We start from the raw sequence: 16577 nt of genomic DNA, 5'->3' as shown, positions 1-16577 counted from the left end.
TATTCGGAAGCACGGGAAGAGATGTCGGCACCCAATAAGTCGTACGACCCTGTCGAGGTCGAGGCGTTGAAACCGGAAGAGATCGAGCGCATGCGGGACGAGGCGCTCGCCGCCTTCGCCGCCGCGGACTCCCTCGACGCGCTCCACGAGGCCAAGGTCGCCCACACCGGCCCGGCCTCCCCGCTGGCCCTCGCCAACCGGGAGATCGGCGCCCTGCCGCCGCACGCCAAGGCCGAGGCCGGCAAGCGCGTCGGCATGGCCCGCGGCGCCGTGAACAAGGCGCTCGCCGCCCGCCAGGTGGAGCTGGAGGCCGAGCGGGACGCCCGCGTGCTGGTCGAGGAGGACGTCGACGTCACGCTGCCGTACGACCGCGTCCCGGCCGGTGCCCGGCACCCGCTCACCACGCTGTCCGAGCGCATCGAGGACGTCTTCGTGGCCATGGGCTACGAGGTCGCCGAGGGCCCGGAGGTCGAGGCCGAGTGGTTCAACTTCGACGCCCTCAACATCGGCCCGGACCACCCGGCCCGCGGTGAGGCCGACACCTTCTTCGTGCAGGGCCCCAAGGGCGGCAGCGAGTCCGGTGTCGTGCTGCGCACCCACACCTCGCCGGTCCAGATCCGCTCGCTGCTCGACCGCGAGCTGCCGGTCTATGTGATCTGCCCCGGCCGGGTATACCGCACCGACGAGCTGGACGCCACCCACACGCCCGTCTTCCACCAGGTCGAGCTGCTCGCCGTGGACGAGGGCCTGACCATGGCGGACCTCAAGGGCACCCTGGACCACATGGTCCAGTCGCTGTTCGGCGAGGGCATGAAGACCCGGCTGCGGCCGAACTTCTTCCCCTTCACCGAGCCGAGCGCCGAGATGGACATGCTCTGCTACGTCTGCAAGGGCGAGTCCGTCGGCAACCCCGACCGGCCCTGCCGCACCTGCTCCAGCGAGGGCTGGATCGAGCTCGGCGGCTGCGGCATGGTCAACCCGCGGGTGCTCACCGCCTGCGGCGTCGACCCGGAGAAGTACAGCGGCTTCGCCTTCGGGTTCGGCATCGAGCGGATGCTGATGTTCCGCCACAACGTCGAAGACATGCGAGACATGGTCGAGGGTGACGTCCGGTTCACCCGGCCGTTCGGGATGGAGATCTGATGCGGGTCCCGCTTTCTTGGCTGCGGGAGTACGTCGAACTGCCGGCGACGGAGACCGGGCGCGACGTCCAGGCCAAGCTCATTTCGGCCGGCCTGGAGGTCGAGACCGTCGAACAGCTCGGCGCGGACCTGACCGGCCCGCTCGTGGTCGGCCAGGTGCTGACCATCGAGGAGCTGACGGACTTCAAGAAGCCCATCCGCTTCTGCACCGTAGACGTCGCCCAGGCCAACGGCACCGGTGAGCCGCAGGAGATCATCTGCGGTGCCCGCAACTTCGCCGTCGGCGACAAGGTCGTCGTGGCGCTGCCCGGCGCCGTGCTGCCCGGCGACTTCCGGATCGCCGAGCGCAAGACCTACGGCCGGATGTCCCGCGGCATGATCTGCTCCAGCGACGAGCTGAACATGGGCGACGACGGCACCCACGGCATCATCGTGCTGCCGCCGGAGACCGAGGTCGGCAAGGACGCCGTCGAACTGCTCGAGCTGGTCGACGAGGTCCTGGACATCGCCGTCACCGCCAACCGCGGCGACTGCCTGTCCATCCGCGGCGTCGCCCGCGAGACCGCCATCGCCTACGGCCTGCCGCTGCGCGACCCCGCCCTGATCGACGTACCGGCGCCGAACGCCTACGGCTACCCGGTCCAGGTCACCGACCCCTCCGGCTGCGACCGCTTCACCGCCCGCACGGTCACCGGCCTGCGCCCCGAGGCCCGCTCCCCGATCTGGCTCCAGCGCCGGCTCCAGAAGGTCGGCATGCGCCCGATCTCGCTCGCCGTCGACGTCACCAACTACGTGATGATGGAGCTGGGCCAGCCGCTGCACGCCTACGACCGCAGCCTGGTCCAGGGCACCATCGGGGTGCGCCGCGCCCAGGAGGGCGAGAAGCTCGTCACCCTGGACGGCGTCGAGCGCACGTTGCACGCCGAGGACCTGGTCATCACCGACGACCGCGGCCCCATCGGCCTCGCCGGGGTCATGGGCGGCGCCAACACCGAGATCGCCGACCACGAGGACGTGGAGAACGCCACGGCCGACGTGGTCATCGAGGCGGCCCACTTCGACGCCGTCGCGATCGCCCGTACCTCCCGCCGTCACAAGCTGATGTCGGAGGCGTCCCGCCGCTTCGAGCGCGGTGTCGACCCGCAGGCCGCCGCTGCCGCCGCGCAGCGCACCGTGGACCTGCTGGTCCTCCTCGCGGGCGGTACGGCGGAGGCCGGCGTCACCGAGATCATCGCGCCCTCGGCCCCGCACACCATCACCATCCCCGCGGACCACCCCGACCGGGTCGCGGGCGTGCACTACGGCCGCGAGACCGTCGTACGCCGTCTCCAGGAGGTCGGCTGCGACGTCTACGGGCAGGACGAGCTGATCGTCACCGTCCCGTCCTGGCGGCCCGACCTGGCCGACCCGAACGACCTCGCCGAAGAGGTCATCCGCCTCGAGGGCTACGAGAACCTGCCCTCCACGCTGCCCAAGCCGCCCGCCGGCCGCGGTCTGACCGCCCGCCAGCGGCTGCACCGCCGGGCCGGCCGGGCCCTGGCCGGGGCCGGCTATGTGGAGGCGCTGAACTACCCCTTCCTCGGCGAGCAGGTCTTCGACCAGCTCGGCCTGGACGCGGACGACCCGGCCCGCCGTGTCGTCAAGCTGGTCAACCCGCTCAGCGACGAGGAGCCCGCGCTCCGTACGACGCTGCTGCCGGGTCTGCTGGGTGCCCTGCGGCGCAACGACGGGCGCGGCTCGCACGACCTGGCCCTGTTCGAGACCGGTCTGGTCTTCCGCCCCCGGGCGGAGCACTCCGCCGCCACCCACCTGCCGGTGGACCGGCGTCCCACCGACGAGGAGATCGCCGCGCTGGACGCCGCGCTGCCGGAGCAGCCGCGGCATGTGGCCGTCGTCCTCGCCGGGGCCCGGGAGCAGGCCGGCTGGTGGGGCGAGGGCCGCCCGGCCGGCTGGGCCGACGCGATCGAGGCCGCGCGCGCACTGGCTCGTGAGGCCGGCGCCGACCTCATCGTCCGCAAGGGCCAGTACGGCCCCTGGCACCCCGGCCGCTGCGCCGAGCTGGTGGTCTCCGCCGACGGCACGGAGCAGGTCATCGGGCACGCCGGCGAGCTGCACCCGCGGGTGGTCAAGGCCCTGGGTCTGCCCGAGCGCACCTGCGCGATGGAGCTGGACCTGGACCGACTGGAGGAGGTCGGCGAGGGCACCCCGCAGGCGCCGGGCATCTCCGCGTTCCCGGTCGCCACGCAGGACGTCGCCCTCGTGGTCGACCGGCCGGTGCCCTCGGCGGAGGTCGAGGCGGCGCTGCGTGCGGGCGCGGGTGACCTGCTGGAGTCCATCCGGCTGTTCGACGTGTACGAGAACGCCGAGCAGCTCGGCGAGGGCAAGAAGTCCCTCGCGTACGCGCTGCGGTTCCGGGCGCAGGACCGGACGCTGACGGTGGACGAGGCCTCGGCCGCGCGGGACGCGGCGGTCGCGCTCGCCGGCGAGCGCACGGGTGCCGTGCTGAGGGGCTGAGCCCCGCGCCTTCGGTATCACTCTTTTGAGTGGGAACTGTTGGTCACCTGGTCCTCCCGGGCCATGGCGTCGACAGAATCGGACCGGCCTTTCGGGGTCGGTCCGTCTGTCTTTCTGGGCCAGCATGGGGGAACCAGAGGCATGATCCGCATCAAGGCACGGGCGCCCACCGCGCGAGGAGCAGTGCTCCCCACCCTCTGGGGCGCCATGGCGGTCGGCTACAAGTTCGGCTGCCCGCTCGCCCAGCAGAACTCGCTCGGTGCGCGCATCGTCACCAGCGCGGTGTTCTTCGCGGTCGGTACCGGGCTCATATTCCATGTCCGGCGTGCGCTGCTGCGCGAACTCCGGCAGGCGCGCCGGGTGGCGCGGGCGGCGCAGGGCGTCGTGCTGCGGCCGCTGCCCCCGCGCCTCGACGGGCTGAACGTCGCCGCGGCCCAGCTCTCCGCGGACCGGGGCGCGAGCGTCGGCGGGGATCTGTACGAGGTGATCGCCACCGAGTACGGGGTCCGAGTGGTGATGGGCGATGTGCGGGGACATGGGCTGGCCGCCCTCGGGACCGTCGCCGCCCTGCTCGGCAGTTTCCGCGAGGCCGCCCATGACGAACCCGAACTGGGCCGGGTGCTCGGCCGGTTGGAGCGTGCGCTGGCCCGGCATCTGCGGGAGCGGGCCCGAGCCGAACATCCCGCGCACTGTTCCGCCGACCCGGTCCACCCGGTCGCCGAGGAGTTCGTCACCGTCCTGCTCCTGGAGATCGGCGGCGACGGCGAGCTGCGCGCCCTCAACTGCGGTCATCCATGGCCGTACCGGATCAGCGGCACCAGCGTCGAGCCGCTCCCCGGAGCCGAACCGCTGCCCCCGCTGGGGCCGTTCCCGCTGCCCGCCGGACTGGCCGCGGAGCCCTGCGGCCGACTGCTGCCCGGCGAGTCGCTGGTCCTCTTCACGGACGGCGCCGAGGAGGCCAGGGACTCCCGCGGCCGGTTCTTCTCGCTGCCCGCCATGCTGGAGGAGGTCGTACGCGACGGGCCGGTCTCGCCGCAGTCCGTGCTGCGCACCCTCTTCGCGGCGCTGCTGCACCACACGGCCGGCCGGCCGTCGGACGACATCGCGCTCCTGGTGCTGCGCAACGACCGGACCGGCTCCGCGGCGGCGGGTGGCCAAGCCGCCGCTGTTCGAGGGGGAGCCGGCGGCTTGGCCGGTCTCTCGCGAGGCCCTCAGTCAACCGGTGGAACACCCTGAGCGACACCGTGCACACGCCCCGGATACGCGCACTCCGTTCACACCCCGTGTGAAGGCGGAGCCACTACGCTGAGCGCACCAGGCAACTCGGGGGGCCACCCATGCAGCCCAACACTCTGCTCGACGCGATCCTGGACGAGGCGGGGATCTCGCACGCCGGTCTCGCCGCCCATGTCAACCAGGCCGGCCGCAGACGGGGCCTTGCGCTCCGGTACGAACACACCGCGGTCGCCCGCTGGTTGAAGGGGCAGCGGCCGCGCGGTCAGGTCCCCGACCTGATCTGCGAGGTGCTCGCCGCCCGGCTGCACCGCCCCGTCACCCTCGACGACATCGGTCTGGGCGTGCCCGGCGAGCCCGGCGCCGCGCACACCGGTTCGCTGAGCGGCTTCGTGGAGCGGGCCACCGCCCTGTGGCGGTCCGACGAGCAGCAGCGGGCGCATGTGCTGGGCGCTCCGGCCGTCACCGGCACCCCGGCCGTCATGCCGGTGTGGGAGTGGGAGAACCCACCGGAGGACGTGGACGTCTCCCGCGGCGGCCGGAACCGGGTCACCACGGCCGACATCGAGATGCTGCGGGCCGCCCGGACGCACTACGAGCAGATGTACCGCAAGGCCGGCGGGATCGCGACCCGGACCCGGATCGTCGGCTTCCTGAACGCCGAGGCGGCGCCGCTGCTGCGCGGCAGCTACACCGACGCGACCGGTCGCCAACTGCACCGGGCCACCGGCGGGCTGGTGGCCATCGCGGGGATCTGCGCGTACGACTCCGACGCCCATGGACTCGCCCAGCGCTACTTCCACCAGGCGCTGCGGCTGGCAAAGGCCAGCGGGGACCGGGGACTCGGGGCGTATGTGATAGCGCTGCTGGTCAACCAGGCGCTGTTCCTGCGGGAGTACCGGCAGGCCGTCGCCTTCGCCGAGGCCGCGCTGCGCGCCGCCGGCCCGCACATCACCCCGGCGCTCGCCTCCGACCTGTACGCGATGCAGGCCAAGGCGTACGCCCATCTCGGCGACGGTGGCAGCGCCCTGTCCTGCATCCGGCGGGCGGAGACCGCCGCCGAGCGGATCCGGCGGGGACACGAGCCCGACGAGACCGGTTACGTCCAGCCGGGCCTGGTCAATGTGCAGGTGGCCGAGGCGCTGCTCAGCCTCGGCGAGCTGGCGGCGGCCCGGGAGCACGCGGCGGCGGCCGTGGACAACCCGGCGCACGACCGGGGGCGGGTGCACCGGCTCGCCATGCTCAGCACCATCGAACTGCGCCAGGGCAACGCCGACCGGGCGGTGGCGATCGCCCTTCAGATGGCCGAGCAGGCGCGCGGGATGGAGTCGCAGCGGCTGCGGGACCGGCTCCGCGCGGTGCGCGACCATCTGGTGCGCTGTGGCTCGGCCGGTACCGCCGAGGCCGCCGAACTCATCGACGGTGCGCTGAGGGTGCCCCTGTAGGACCACTGTGGGTACACCGTCCCTGCTGCCATATTGCCACTTACTCGGCGGAAGGTGGCAGAACCGTGCAGTGGACGAAACAAAGCGAACAAACCGTGTATGAGAACCGCTGGTTCAGCGTCAATCTCGCGGATGTCGAGCTGCCCGACGGGCAGCACCTCGACCACTTCCTGATCCGGCTGCGGCCCGTGGCCGTGGCCACCGTGGTCAACGACGCCAACGAGGTGCTGCTGCTGTGGCGGCACCGCTTCATCACCGACAGCTGGGGGTGGGAACTGGCCGCGGGCGTCGTGGAGGACGGCGAGGACATCGCGAGCGCGGCAGCCCGGGAACTGGAGGAGGAGACCGGCTGGCGGCCGGGACCCCTGCACCACCTCATGACCGTGGAGCCGTCCAACGGCCTCACCGACGCCCGGCACCACATCTACTGGTCCGACCGGGGCGAGTACCTCGGACACCCCGTGGACGACTTCGAGTCGGACCGGCGGGAATGGGTGCCCCTCAAAGTCGTCCCCGACCTGATCGCCCGTGGGGAGGTCCCGGCCGCCAACATGGCGGCCGCGTTACTCCTCCTGCACCACCTCAGGCTCGCCCAGGACTAGCGCCTAGCGCCCCAGCGCCTGCCAGGCGGTGACGACGAGTGCGCCCAGGGCCGTGAGCGCCGCGATCGAGGGCAGCGGCCAGCGTGCGTGTTCCAGCGAGATCATGCGGGCGTTCAGCTCGTCCAGCTCCTTGGCGGTCTCCTCGGTGCGGTGCCTGAGCAGGTCCAGCCCGCCCTCGACGCGGACACAGGCCACGTCGAGGCGGCGCCGTAACTCTGCGAGTTCTCCATGGACCACGGGGTGCTCCGGATCGACGGCCACGGGTCCACTCCCTTCGGTAGTCGAAATGGATGGTTCCGCTTCTCTTGCATGCGCATGAGAAGTCAACTCGCCTGGTGGGCGCAGGGGGAGCGTGTGCGCGGTGCATATGCGTGCCCGGCGTGCACACGGGGTGTGAAACGCACGGGCCCGGCACCGTGGTGCGGTGCCGGGCCCGTAGCGCGTCGCTCTTCGTAATCAGCCGTAGGTGTAGAACCCCGACCCGGTCTTCCGCCCCAGCCGGCCCGCCTCGACCATGCGCTGGAGCAGCGGGGGAGCGGCGTAGAGCGGCTCCTTGTACTCGGCGTACATCGAGTTGGCGATGGAGACGATGGTGTCCAGGCCGATCAGGTCGGACAGCTTCAGCGGGCCCATCGGGTGGGCGCAGCCCATCTCCATGCCGTTGTCGATGTCCTCGCGGCTCGCGATGCCCGACTCGAACATCCGGATCGCGGAGAGCAGATACGGCACGAGCAGCGCGTTCACCACGAAGCCGGAGCGGTCCTGGGCGCGGATGGCGTGCTTGCCGAGCACCTTCTCGGCGAAGACCTGGGCGCGGCTGAGGGTGCCCTCGGAGGTGGTGAGCGCCGGGATCAGCTCGACCAGCTTCTGCACCGGAGCCGGGTTGAAGAAGTGGATGCCGACCACATGGTCGGGGCGGGAGGTGGCGACCGCCAGCTTCACCAGCGGGATGGAGGAGGTGTTGGAGGCCAGGATCGCGTCGGGCCGGGTCATCACCTGGTCGAGCACCTGGAAGATCTCGGTCTTGACCTGCTCGTTCTCGACGACGGCCTCGATCACCAGGTCACGGTCGGCGAACTCGCCGAGGTCCGTGGTGAAGCTCAGCCGCGCCTGGGTGGCGTCCCGCTCCGCCTCGCTGATCTTGCCGCGTTCGGCGGCCTTGGCCAGGGAGTTGAGCAGCCGGGTGCGGCCGAACTCCAGGGCCTCGCCGGTGGTCTCGGCGACCTTCACGTCCAGTCCCGCCCGGGCGCACACCTCGGCGATACCCGCGCCCATCTGGCCGCAGCCCACGACTCCGACGCGCTCGATGTCGGTCACATCGTTCCCTTCGCTGGTTCTGTCGGCTCCTGGCAGGACCCCCGGGTTTCGGCGCCTGCTCCGATCGTGCACGTTACCGCCAAGTATCGATGATCGATCGGCCGGGTGGGGGCATCCTGGGCCCGGAACGATCCGCGACGAGACGGATCCGGAGCGTAGGGATGTGCGGATGGGGCGTCTGTCACGGCGGGCCTTCACCCTGGCGGCGCTGTCGGCCCTGGTCACGGCCGAGGACGCGGCGGCGGCCGGGGGTCCGGCACGGGCCACGGCCGAGATGCGGGGCGTGTGGGTGGCGACCGTCGGCAACCGGGACTGGCCCGCCGAGCCCGGAAGCACCGCCTCCGCCCAGCGGAAGGAGCTGACCGCACTCCTGGACAAGGCGGTACGCGACCGGCTCAACACGGTGTTCCTCCAGGTGCGGCCCGCGGCCGACGCCCTGTGGCCGTCGCCGTACGAGCCGTGGTCCGAGGTGCTCACCGGCACCCAGGGCAAGGACCCCGGCTGGGACCCGCTGGGCACCGCCGTCGCGGAGGCCCACGCCCGGGGGCTGCGGCTGCACGCCTGGTTCAACCCGTACCGGATCGCCAACCACACCGACCCCGGGCGGCTCGCCGCCTCCCACCCGGCCCGCAAGCATCCGGGCTGGGTGGTGCCGTACGGCGGGAAGCTCTACTACAACCCCGGTCTGCCCCAGGTCCGGTCCTTCGTCCAGCAGGCGATGCTCGACGCGGTCGCCCGCTACCCGGTCGACGGGGTCCACTTCGACGACTACTTCTACCCCTATCCGGTCGCCGGACAGACCTTCGACGACGACGACGCCTACGACCGCTACGGCGGCGACTTCGGCAGCCGGGCCGCCTGGCGGCGGGACAACATCGACAGGCTGGTACAGGAGACGGCCGCCGCGGTCCGGCGGATCCGGCCCGGCACCACGTTCGGGATCAGCCCCTTCGGGGTGTGGCGCAACGCCCCCACCGACTCCCGCGGCTCGGACACCCGGGCGGGCGTGCAGACGTACGACGATCTGTACGCGGACACCCGGAAGTGGGTCCGGAAGAACTGGATCGACTACATCGTCCCGCAGCTGTACTGGCACATCGGCTTCGCCGCCGCCGACTACGCGGAGCTGGTCGACTGGTGGGCGTCGGTCGCGAAGGGCACCGCCACCCGGCTCTACATCGGCGAGGCGCTCTACAAGGCAGGTGCCTCCGGGCAGCCCTCGGCCTGGCAGGACCCGGTCGAGCTGTCCCGCCACCTCACCCTCGCCGCCCGCTACTCCCAGGTGCGCGGGCATGTCTTCTTCGCCGCCAGGGACCTGGCGGCGGACCCTGTCGGGGCGATGGCGCGCGTGGTCGCCGATCACTACGGGCGACCGGCGCCGCCGCCGCGCTGAGCTACCGCTGTGGTTCGCCCTTGTGCTTGACCTGGCAGTCGGGACCGGGGGACATGATCGCCTCGTGCCCGTCCTGGAACCGGACGCGGTAGGGCGGGTTGCCCTCGGGGCCCAGCACCTCGACCACTTCCGAGACCTGGTCGTGCTGTCCGACCACCCTGCCGTGCTGGACCAGCTGGTCCCCCTTGGTAGCACGCATGTCAGGCCCTCCTCACGATCACGACCGCTGCGTGACGGCGATGCAGACGAGCACCGCCACAGCGGTCAGCGGGGCGGCCGCCGTGAAGTGCTCGCCCAGCAGCAGCGCCGACCACACCAGTGTGAGCAGCGGCTGGGCCAACTGCAACTGGCTCGCCCGCGGGATGCCGATGGCCGCCATGCCCCGGTACCACACCACCAGGCCGAGGAACTGCGAGCCCGCCGCCAGCCACAGCAGTCCGGCGATGCCGTGCCCGGTGAGGTGGACGGGCTCCTGGGCCAGGGCCACCGCGGCGGCCGGCACGCTCAGCGGCAGGCACATCACCAGCGCCCACCCGATCACCTGCCAGCCCGGCATCACCCGGGCCAGCCGGCCGCCCTCGGTGTACCCGGCCGCGCACACCAGCAGGGCCGCGAACAGACAGCCGTCGGCCGCCGTGACCGCGCCTCCGCTCTGGCTGATCGTGAAGCCGGCCACCGCAGCCGCTCCGGCCAGCGCCGCCAGCCAGAACCGGCGCGAGGGCCGGCTGCCCATGCGCAGGGCCGAGAAGACGGCGGTCGTCAGCGGCAGCAGCCCCACCACGACGGCGGCATGGGCGGTGGTGGAGGTCTGCAAGGCGAGTGTGGTCAGCAGCGGGAAGCCCAGCACCACCCCGGCCCCGACGACGGCCAGCCCCGGCAGATGGCGCCGCTCGGGCAGCCGTACGCCGAGCGCGAGCAGACAGCCGCCCGCGATGAGGGCGGCCAGCACCGCGCGCACGGCCACCAGGGACCAGGGGCCGAAGCTCTCCAGCCCCCAGGCGGTGGCCGGGAAGGTCAGCGAGAAGGAGGCCACGCCCAGGGCGGCCTGGGCGGTGCCGAGGCTCCGGTGCTTCGCGGGGACGCTGACTGCTATCGGTGTCGCGGTAGTAGCGCTACTCTGTGTCCTCATGCAGCAGAGTAGCAGTGTGGCTGAACTCGCGGAACAGCTCCGGCGCGAGCTGGACCGCTACTCCCCGGGAGGAAAGCTCCCGTCGAGCCGGGCGCTGGTGGAGCGGTTCCGGGTGAGTCCGGTGACCGTCTCCCGGGCCCTCGCCCAGCTCGCCGCCGAGGGGCTGGTGGTCACCCGCCCCGGCGCCGGCGCCTTCCGGGCCCGGCCGCGGACGGCCCCGACACCGGCCGGGGACACCTCCTGGCAGGAGGTCGCGCTGAGCGCCGACGGCACCGGCGACCTGGTCCCACGCACGGTGGACGCCTCCGGGGTCACCGTCTCGCTCGCCGTACCGCCGCCCGGGGTGCTGGAGTTCAACGGCGGCTATCTGCACCCCTCGCTCCAGCCCGAGCGGGCCATGGCGGCGGCCCTCGCCCGGGCCGGGCGGCGCCCCGGTGCCTGGGGGAGACCGCCGCTGGAGGGGCTGCCGGAGCTGCGGGAGTGGTTCGCCCGGGGGATCGGCGGGGCCGTCACCGCGGCGGAGGTGCTGATCGCGGCGGGCGGCCAGTCCGCGCTGGCCACCGCCCTGCGCGCGGTCGCCCCGCCCGGCGCCCCGGTGCTCGTCGAGTCGCCGACCTACCCGGGGATGCTCGCCCTCGCCCGGGCGGCCGGGCTGCGGCCGGTGCCGGTCCCGGTGGACCCCGACGGCGTACGGCCCGAGCTGCTCGCCGACGCCTTCCGGGCCAGCGGCGCCCGGGTGTTCGTCTGCCAGCCGCTGTTCCAGAACCCGACCGGCGCGGTCCTCGCCCCGCAGCGGCGCGGCGAGGTGCTGCGCATCGCCCGCGAGGCCGGCGCCTTCGTCATCGAGGACGACTTCGTCCGCCGCCTGGTGCACGCCGACGCCGGACCGCTGCCCCGCCCGCTGGCCGCCGACGACCCGGACGGCGTCGTGGTGCACGTCGGGTCGCTGACCAAGGCCACCTCGCCCAGCTTCCGGGTGAGCGCGCTGGCCGCGCACGGACCGGTGCTGGAGCGGCTGCGCGCCATCCAGGTGGTGGACAGCTTCTTCGTCCCCCGGCCGTTGCAGGAGGCCGCCCTGGAACTCGTCGGCTCCCCGGCCTGGCCCCGCCATCTCCGGGCACTCTCGGCCGCCCTGAAGGACCGCCGCGACGCCATGACCGGCGCGCTCGCGCTGCATGTGCCGGAGCTGACCCTCCCGCACATCCCGTCCGGCGGCTACCACCTCTGGGTGCGCCTGCCCGACGGCGCCGACGAGGCGGCGCTGGCCGCCGCCGCCCTCCGCGCGGGCGTCGCCCTCACCCCCGGCCGCCCCTACTTCAGCGCCGAACCCCCCGCGGCCCACCTCCGCCTGAGCTTCGCGGCGGTCGCCGGGACCGGGGAGATCGCGGAGGGGGTCCGGCGGCTGCGGACGGTCTGCGACGAGGTGCTCTAGGCTCCCGGCACCAAGGCGGTGGTGAACTCCAGGGAGGCGAACAGTTCACGGGTCAGCCGGATGCCCGTGATGCGTTCGGCGAGGGCGAAGGCGGCCTCGGTGTGCAGGTCGATGTCCCGCTCCCCGTCCTCCCGCAGATCGAAGCCGGACTCCCGCATCTGCGGCACGAGTTCGTCCGGGTGGGTGCCGTGGCGCTGGGTCGGGAACAGCGGCTCGAACTGGAGCCGTATCTCGCCGTCCTCGAACCAGTAGAAGTGGTCCACCGCGTTGATGTTCCGGAAGTGCGAGACGGCCGTACGGCCACGGGACACCGGCAGCATCACGTCCGCGAGCGTGCCCAGGAACCCGTTGTACTCGACCATCAGCGTCCAGTCGCCGAGCGCCGCGACACCGACCAGCACGCTCAGGCCGTCGTGCTCGTCCCAGGCGTCATAGCACGGCTCCGCCAGCTCGGCCACGCCGGTGACGCTGCCCTCCTTCTCCGCCTTCAGCTCCTTCAGCAGCTGCTCGGGCGCGAGCCCCTTCACCAGCGTGACGCAGTAGGCCTCGAGCAGGGGCGCGTGCTCCTCGCGGAGCCACCGGTAGTCCGCGGCCGTCGTGATCTCTGTCATGGCCGCCAGCATGCCACCCCCCACTGACACCCCGTCACGGGTCACTCATCGGTAACACCCCCTTGACCGGTCACCTTCCGCGGCCCACCATCACCGCATGCCACTGAGGGTGACGTTCGTCGCCGCCGCACGCAGCGCACCCCTGCTCGCGGAGCGCTTCGACGACGACCGGCCGCTGGACGGGGCCGGCTGGGACGAGGTGCAGCGGGTCGCCGGAGAGCTGCTGCCGCTGGCCGCGGCCGAGCTGCGCTACTGCTCGCCGACCCCGCGCAGCCGCGCCACCGGCGACGCCCTGGGGTACGCCCCACTGGTGCAGCCGGCGCTGCGCGACTGCGACATGGGCCGCTGGCGCGGGCTGACCCTCGGCGAGGCGATGGCCCGCGAGCCGGAGGCGGTGGACGCCTGGCTCGCCGACCCGCGCGCCACTCCGCACGGCGGCGAGTCGCTGCTGGGCTTCATCTCCCGGGTCGGCGGCTGGCTGGAGACCCGGCCGACCACGGACGGCGGCCGGATCGTGGCGGTCGCCGAGCCGTCCGTGATCCGGGCGGCCCTCGTGTACGCGCTGAAGGCGCCGCCGTCGAGCTACTGGAACATCGATGTCCGGCCGCTGAGCACGAGCACCGTCTCCGGCCGGGGCGGCCGCTGGAACCTCTGCCTCGACGCCGTCCCCGCTCAGCGCACGCGTGTGTAGTCGGTGACGAGCAGCAGGTCCTTCGCCGGGCCGCCGACCCGCCACACCGTGCGCCAGTGGCCGGCGTCCGCGACGGTGAACTCCCCCCGGTAGAGGTCCGCCGCGCACGGGTGCTCGGCGACATACCGCCCGGTGGTCAGGTCCAGCGCGTGGAAGGGGCGGCCGTCGGCGAACCGGACGTCCGCCGTGCCCGGCGCGGACCCCGGCAGGAACCGCAGCGTCCGGCTCGCCGGCCTCGTCACGCCCTGCCAGGTGAAGGTGCCCGACTCCGTGTGCAGCAGCCCGCCCCCGTCCGCCGCGCCGAACTCGGTGCGCCCCTCGAAGCGCCCCTCGTCCCCGCTTGCCAGATCCCGCACACTCCGCTCGACCCGCCAGCACCCGGCCAGGTACGCGAGCACATCCGGGACGGGCCACGGGGCCTGGGGGTCGAGCGGCGGCCGGGGGGTGTCCATGGGCCGAGCTTATGCGTGCTGTCCGAGCGGCAGCAGCCCGCGCTCGGCGAAGACCTTCTTCGCCGCGAAGGTCGCGTTCAGCGCCTTCGGCATGCCGCAGTAGACGGCGGAGTGCAGCAGTGCCTCCACGATCTCCTCCGGCGTGAGCCCCACGTTGAGGGCCGCGTTCACATGCACGTCCAGCTGGGCCTCGCAGCCGCCGAGCGCGGTGAGCATGCCGAGGGTGACCAGCTGGCGGTCGCGCGGGGCCAGCCCGGGCCGGTCGTAGATCTCCCCGAAGGCCCAGGAGACGACCTGGTGGCCCAGCTCCGGGCTGATGTCGGCGAGCGAGTCCACGACTCGCTGCCCGGCCTCCCCGTCGACCCTCTTCAGGACCTCCAGGCCGTGGGCGAAGCGCTCGTCACGGGTGGTGCTCTTGCTCATCTCTCGCCGTCCGTCTCCGGCTGCGGGGCGTCCAGCAGCCGTTCGTAGTGTTCGATCTTGTCGTCCAGCGCGGACGCGTTGCGCCGCAGCGCCCGGATCCGCACGGCCAGCTCGGCGCGGTGCGCCCGGAGCAGCTCCAGCCGCTCGGCGACCGTCGCGTCCCCCGCCGCCCGCAGCCGTGCGAAACGCTGCATGTCGGCGATCGACATGCCGGTCTCGCGCAGCCGCAGCAGGAACTCCAGCCAGAGCAGGTCCGCGGCCTGGTACCGCCGCTGGTTGCCGGTGGTCCGGCCGACCCGCTCGATCAGGCCGGACTTCTCGTAGTAGCGCAGCGTGTCGTGCGACAGGCCAGTGCGCTCGGCCACCTGGGCGATGGTCAGGGAGGTGTCCCGGTCCTGCGGGAGGGGCTGTCCGCTGGTCATGACAAGAACGGTAGAACCTGGAGTGCGCTCCAGGTCAAGCCGCGGGCCGGCGGCCGGCTCCGGCGGTCGCACCGCCCGTACGGCCGGTGTTTTCCGGCGCGTCATTTAATTAACTCCGTGTTTGCCGAATTCCCTGGCTGCCGCACCAATTTTCGGTGAGCGCACAACCAACCGGAATCAGTGCCCGTCTAGGACGGCGAAAAGACCCGGAGATATCTGCCGAGGGGGCGCCGGAAATGCATCGACACCCGGACGGGAACAGGGCGTGAAAGCGGTATCGCGTCCGAAAGGAGCCGCCGCGCTGCTCGCGGCGGCCGTGGCCGTCACGGTGTTCTGCGCCGCCGACGCCCTCGCCCGCAGCTACCCCTTCGGCCCCCGCACCCGCAGCGTCAACGACCTGGGCAACCAGTACGTGCCCTTCCACGCCCACCTCTGGGACCTGCTGCACGGGCGCGCCGACGGCGGTCTCCTCGTCAACTGGCAGTCCGGCTACGGCTCCTCCTTCCTGCCCGACCTCGGCACCTACCTCGGCAGCCCGTTCGCCCCGCTCGTGGCGCTCTTCCCGCGGGACGAGATCGACCTCGCCGTCTACACCGTCACCGTCCTGAAGACCGCCTGCGCCGCGGCCGCCATGGCCTGCCTGCTGCTCACCCTGCGCTCCGGCCGCTGGTGGGCGGCCGCGCTGCTCGGCGCCTCCTACGCGCTGTGCGGCTGGACCGTCGCGGACGCCGACTACAACCCCATGTGGCTCGACGGCCTGATCGCCCTGCCGCTGCTGTGCCTGGCCGGGGAGCGCGCCCTGGTGGGCCGCAGGTGGCTGCCCGGGGTGCCGCTCGTCGCGCTCGCCTGGACCGCCAACTTCTACACCGCGTACATGGCCACCCTGGGCGCCGGTCTGGTCGTCCTGCTGCGTCTGCTGCTCGCCCGGCCGCCCCGCGGGCAGGCACTGCGCGCCGCCGGACGCGCCCTGCTCACCCTCGCCCTCGGCGTCGGCCTGGCCGCCCCGCTCGTCACGGTCGTCTACTTCGGCACCCGGCACGCCTACCCGGGCGCGGTGCGGCAGTTCGGCCCGGTGCCCACCGAGGACCTGCTCGCCCGGCTGCTGCCCACGACCTACGGTTTCGGCTCCCCGGCCCTCTACGTGGGCACCACCGCCCTGCTGCTCGCCCTCGCCCTGCCCTTCCACCGGGCGGTGCCCGCCCGGGTCCGCGCGGGCTGGACCGGGCTGGTGCTCGCGGTGACCCTCTCCCTCCAGTGGGCGCCCACCCACCTCCTCTGGCACGCCTTCGCCACCCCGCAGGGCAGCCCCTACCGGCAGACCTTCGTCCTGTGCGGGCTGCTGGTCCTCGCCGCCTGGCACGCCCTGGCCTACGGCCCGCCGGACCGGCGCGCCCTGGCGGCCGCGACCGCGCTGCTCGTCCTGCTCGCCGCCGTCGCGGCCCGCAGCCCGCTGGTACGGCCGCACACCTGGCCAGTGCTGCTGCTCGCCGTCGCCGGCACCCTCGGCGGCCTCGCCCTGCTGCGCCGCGCCGGGCACCGCACGGCCCTGACCGCCCTGGCCGCCGTCCTCCTGCTCGGCGCGCAGGCCGGGGAGACCGCCGCCACCTCCGCCGTCGCCACCGGGCTGCGGCTGCGCCACCTGGACCACTACGCGCCCTGGGGGCAGCGGCAGGCCCGGCAGGGGGGCGCCGGGGCCGCGGGCGCGCCCGGGGGCCCCCCCCCCCCCCCCCCCCCCGCCGCGCACAGACCCCCGCACCGCCCCCCCGCGGTG

Annotated in this window: 17 protein-coding genes; 9 read left to right on the top strand and 8 right to left on the bottom strand. The window is 73.1% G+C overall.

Annotated features, from left to right (window positions below):
• Positions 1-21 precede the first annotated feature (21 nt).
• The 5 genes from pheS (at position 22) to ACFVIU_RS22195 (ending at position 6936) form a co-directional block, all read left to right on the top strand.
• Complete coding sequence (gene pheS, locus ACFVIU_RS22215) at positions 22-1143, top strand: phenylalanine--tRNA ligase subunit alpha (protein ID WP_385844499.1); 1122 nt, start codon at positions 22-24, stop codon at positions 1141-1143.
• A complete protein-coding gene (gene pheT / locus ACFVIU_RS22210; protein WP_385844498.1) occupies positions 1143-3656 on the top strand; it encodes a phenylalanine--tRNA ligase subunit beta in 2514 nt (837 codons plus the stop codon). The genes pheS and pheT overlap by 1 nt, the downstream gene beginning before the upstream one ends.
• Before the next feature lie 141 nt (positions 3657-3797).
• Positions 3798-4892: a PP2C family protein-serine/threonine phosphatase gene (locus ACFVIU_RS22205; RefSeq protein ID WP_385844497.1), complete on the top strand. Its 1095-nt coding sequence runs from the start codon at positions 3798-3800 to the stop codon at positions 4890-4892.
• A 101-nt stretch (positions 4893-4993) separates the two neighbouring features.
• Positions 4994-6334 (top strand): transcriptional regulator, encoded by a 1341-nt coding sequence (locus tag ACFVIU_RS22200; protein WP_385844496.1) that lies wholly within the window; start codon positions 4994-4996, stop codon positions 6332-6334.
• Between the two features lie 65 nt (positions 6335-6399).
• Positions 6400-6936 (top strand): NUDIX hydrolase, encoded by a 537-nt coding sequence (locus tag ACFVIU_RS22195; protein ID WP_385844495.1) that lies wholly within the window; start codon positions 6400-6402, stop codon positions 6934-6936.
• Positions 6937-6939: 3 nt separating this feature from the next.
• On the opposite strand, the gene ACFVIU_RS22190 is transcribed toward ACFVIU_RS22195, so the two are convergent.
• Positions 6940-7197, bottom strand: a complete 258-nt coding sequence (locus ACFVIU_RS22190; protein ID WP_385844494.1) for a hypothetical protein — start codon at positions 7195-7197, stop codon at positions 6940-6942.
• Between the two features lie 195 nt (positions 7198-7392).
• On the bottom strand, positions 7393-8253 hold the full coding sequence (locus ACFVIU_RS22185; RefSeq protein WP_385844493.1) for a 3-hydroxybutyryl-CoA dehydrogenase: 861 nt from the start codon (positions 8251-8253) through the stop codon (positions 7393-7395).
• A gap of 169 nt (positions 8254-8422) precedes the next feature.
• Between ACFVIU_RS22185 and ACFVIU_RS22180 the strand changes: the two genes are divergently transcribed.
• The gene (locus ACFVIU_RS22180; protein ID WP_385844492.1) at positions 8423-9646 is read left to right on the top strand and encodes a glycoside hydrolase family 10 protein; all 1224 of its coding nucleotides are present in this window, start codon (positions 8423-8425) and stop codon (positions 9644-9646) included.
• A gap of 1 nt (position 9647) precedes the next feature.
• On the opposite strand, the gene ACFVIU_RS22175 is transcribed toward ACFVIU_RS22180, so the two are convergent.
• Complete coding sequence (locus tag ACFVIU_RS22175) at positions 9648-9845, bottom strand: DUF1918 domain-containing protein (RefSeq protein ID WP_385844491.1); 198 nt, start codon at positions 9843-9845, stop codon at positions 9648-9650.
• 18 nt (positions 9846-9863) lie between these two features.
• Positions 9864-10775 carry a DMT family transporter gene (locus tag ACFVIU_RS22170; protein ID WP_385844490.1) on the bottom strand — a complete coding sequence of 304 codons (912 nt, stop codon included), beginning with the start codon at positions 10773-10775 and terminating at the stop codon, positions 9864-9866.
• Between ACFVIU_RS22170 and ACFVIU_RS22165 the strand changes: the two genes are divergently transcribed.
• Positions 10774-12207 (top strand): PLP-dependent aminotransferase family protein, encoded by a 1434-nt coding sequence (locus ACFVIU_RS22165; protein WP_385844489.1) that lies wholly within the window; start codon positions 10774-10776, stop codon positions 12205-12207. The two genes, ACFVIU_RS22170 and ACFVIU_RS22165, sit on opposite strands and share 2 nt — an antisense overlap.
• Here the strand turns inward: ACFVIU_RS22165 and ACFVIU_RS22160 are convergent.
• Positions 12204-12818 carry a DUF6461 domain-containing protein gene (locus ACFVIU_RS22160; RefSeq protein ID WP_385844488.1) on the bottom strand — a complete coding sequence of 205 codons (615 nt, stop codon included), beginning with the start codon at positions 12816-12818 and terminating at the stop codon, positions 12204-12206. The two genes, ACFVIU_RS22165 and ACFVIU_RS22160, sit on opposite strands and share 4 nt — an antisense overlap.
• A 97-nt stretch (positions 12819-12915) precedes the next feature.
• Between ACFVIU_RS22160 and ACFVIU_RS22155 the strand changes: the two genes are divergently transcribed.
• Positions 12916-13509: a histidine phosphatase family protein gene (locus ACFVIU_RS22155; RefSeq protein ID WP_385844487.1), complete on the top strand. Its 594-nt coding sequence runs from the start codon at positions 12916-12918 to the stop codon at positions 13507-13509.
• On the opposite strand, the gene ACFVIU_RS22150 is transcribed toward ACFVIU_RS22155, so the two are convergent.
• Genes ACFVIU_RS22150 through ACFVIU_RS22140 form a run of 3 tightly spaced genes read right to left on the bottom strand, consistent with a single transcriptional unit; the run spans position 13491 to position 14806 of the window.
• Entirely contained in the window at positions 13491-13961 is a 471-nt protein-coding gene (locus tag ACFVIU_RS22150; protein ID WP_385844486.1) for a DUF6314 family protein, read from the bottom strand. The two genes, ACFVIU_RS22155 and ACFVIU_RS22150, sit on opposite strands and share 19 nt — an antisense overlap.
• A gap of 9 nt (positions 13962-13970) precedes the next feature.
• Positions 13971-14384: a carboxymuconolactone decarboxylase family protein gene (locus ACFVIU_RS22145; protein WP_385844485.1), complete on the bottom strand. Its 414-nt coding sequence runs from the start codon at positions 14382-14384 to the stop codon at positions 13971-13973.
• Positions 14381-14806 carry a MerR family transcriptional regulator gene (locus tag ACFVIU_RS22140; protein ID WP_385844484.1) on the bottom strand — a complete coding sequence of 142 codons (426 nt, stop codon included), beginning with the start codon at positions 14804-14806 and terminating at the stop codon, positions 14381-14383. The genes ACFVIU_RS22145 and ACFVIU_RS22140 overlap by 4 nt, the downstream gene beginning before the upstream one ends.
• Positions 14807-15071: 265 nt before the next feature.
• On the opposite strand from ACFVIU_RS22140, the gene ACFVIU_RS22135 reads away from it, so the two are divergent.
• Positions 15072-16577 (top strand): YfhO family protein (locus ACFVIU_RS22135; RefSeq protein ID WP_385844483.1); only part of this gene is annotated, 1506 nt, incomplete at its 3' end.

The sequence above is a fragment of the Streptomyces sp. NPDC127190 genome (assembly GCF_042672505.1).
Taxonomy (GTDB): domain Bacteria; phylum Actinomycetota; class Actinomycetes; order Streptomycetales; family Streptomycetaceae; genus Streptomyces.
This window is presented reverse-complemented; position numbering and strand designations above follow the sequence as displayed.

Excerpts from the sequence above, each read along its gene's own strand:
- pheS (WP_385844499.1), top strand. The coding sequence starts at position 22 with ATGTCGGCACCCAATAAGTCGTACGACCCTGTCGAGGTCGAGGCGTTG.
- pheT (WP_385844498.1), top strand. The coding sequence starts at position 1,143 with ATGCGGGTCCCGCTTTCTTGGCTGCGGGAGTACGTCGAACTGCCGGCG.
- ACFVIU_RS22205 (WP_385844497.1), top strand. The coding sequence starts at position 3,798 with ATGATCCGCATCAAGGCACGGGCGCCCACCGCGCGAGGAGCAGTGCTC.
- ACFVIU_RS22200 (WP_385844496.1), top strand. The coding sequence starts at position 4,994 with ATGCAGCCCAACACTCTGCTCGACGCGATCCTGGACGAGGCGGGGATC.
- ACFVIU_RS22180 (WP_385844492.1), top strand. The coding sequence starts at position 8,423 with ATGGGGCGTCTGTCACGGCGGGCCTTCACCCTGGCGGCGCTGTCGGCC.
- ACFVIU_RS22175 (WP_385844491.1), bottom strand. The coding sequence starts at position 9,845 with ATGCGTGCTACCAAGGGGGACCAGCTGGTCCAGCACGGCAGGGTGGTC.
- ACFVIU_RS22165 (WP_385844489.1), top strand. The coding sequence starts at position 10,774 with ATGCAGCAGAGTAGCAGTGTGGCTGAACTCGCGGAACAGCTCCGGCGC.
- ACFVIU_RS22170 (WP_385844490.1), bottom strand. The coding sequence starts at position 10,775 with ATGAGGACACAGAGTAGCGCTACTACCGCGACACCGATAGCAGTCAGC.
- ACFVIU_RS22160 (WP_385844488.1), bottom strand. The coding sequence starts at position 12,818 with ATGACAGAGATCACGACGGCCGCGGACTACCGGTGGCTCCGCGAGGAG.
- ACFVIU_RS22155 (WP_385844487.1), top strand. The coding sequence starts at position 12,916 with ATGCCACTGAGGGTGACGTTCGTCGCCGCCGCACGCAGCGCACCCCTG.
- ACFVIU_RS22150 (WP_385844486.1), bottom strand. The coding sequence starts at position 13,961 with ATGGACACCCCCCGGCCGCCGCTCGACCCCCAGGCCCCGTGGCCCGTC.
- ACFVIU_RS22145 (WP_385844485.1), bottom strand. The coding sequence starts at position 14,384 with ATGAGCAAGAGCACCACCCGTGACGAGCGCTTCGCCCACGGCCTGGAG.
- ACFVIU_RS22140 (WP_385844484.1), bottom strand. The coding sequence starts at position 14,806 with ATGACCAGCGGACAGCCCCTCCCGCAGGACCGGGACACCTCCCTGACC.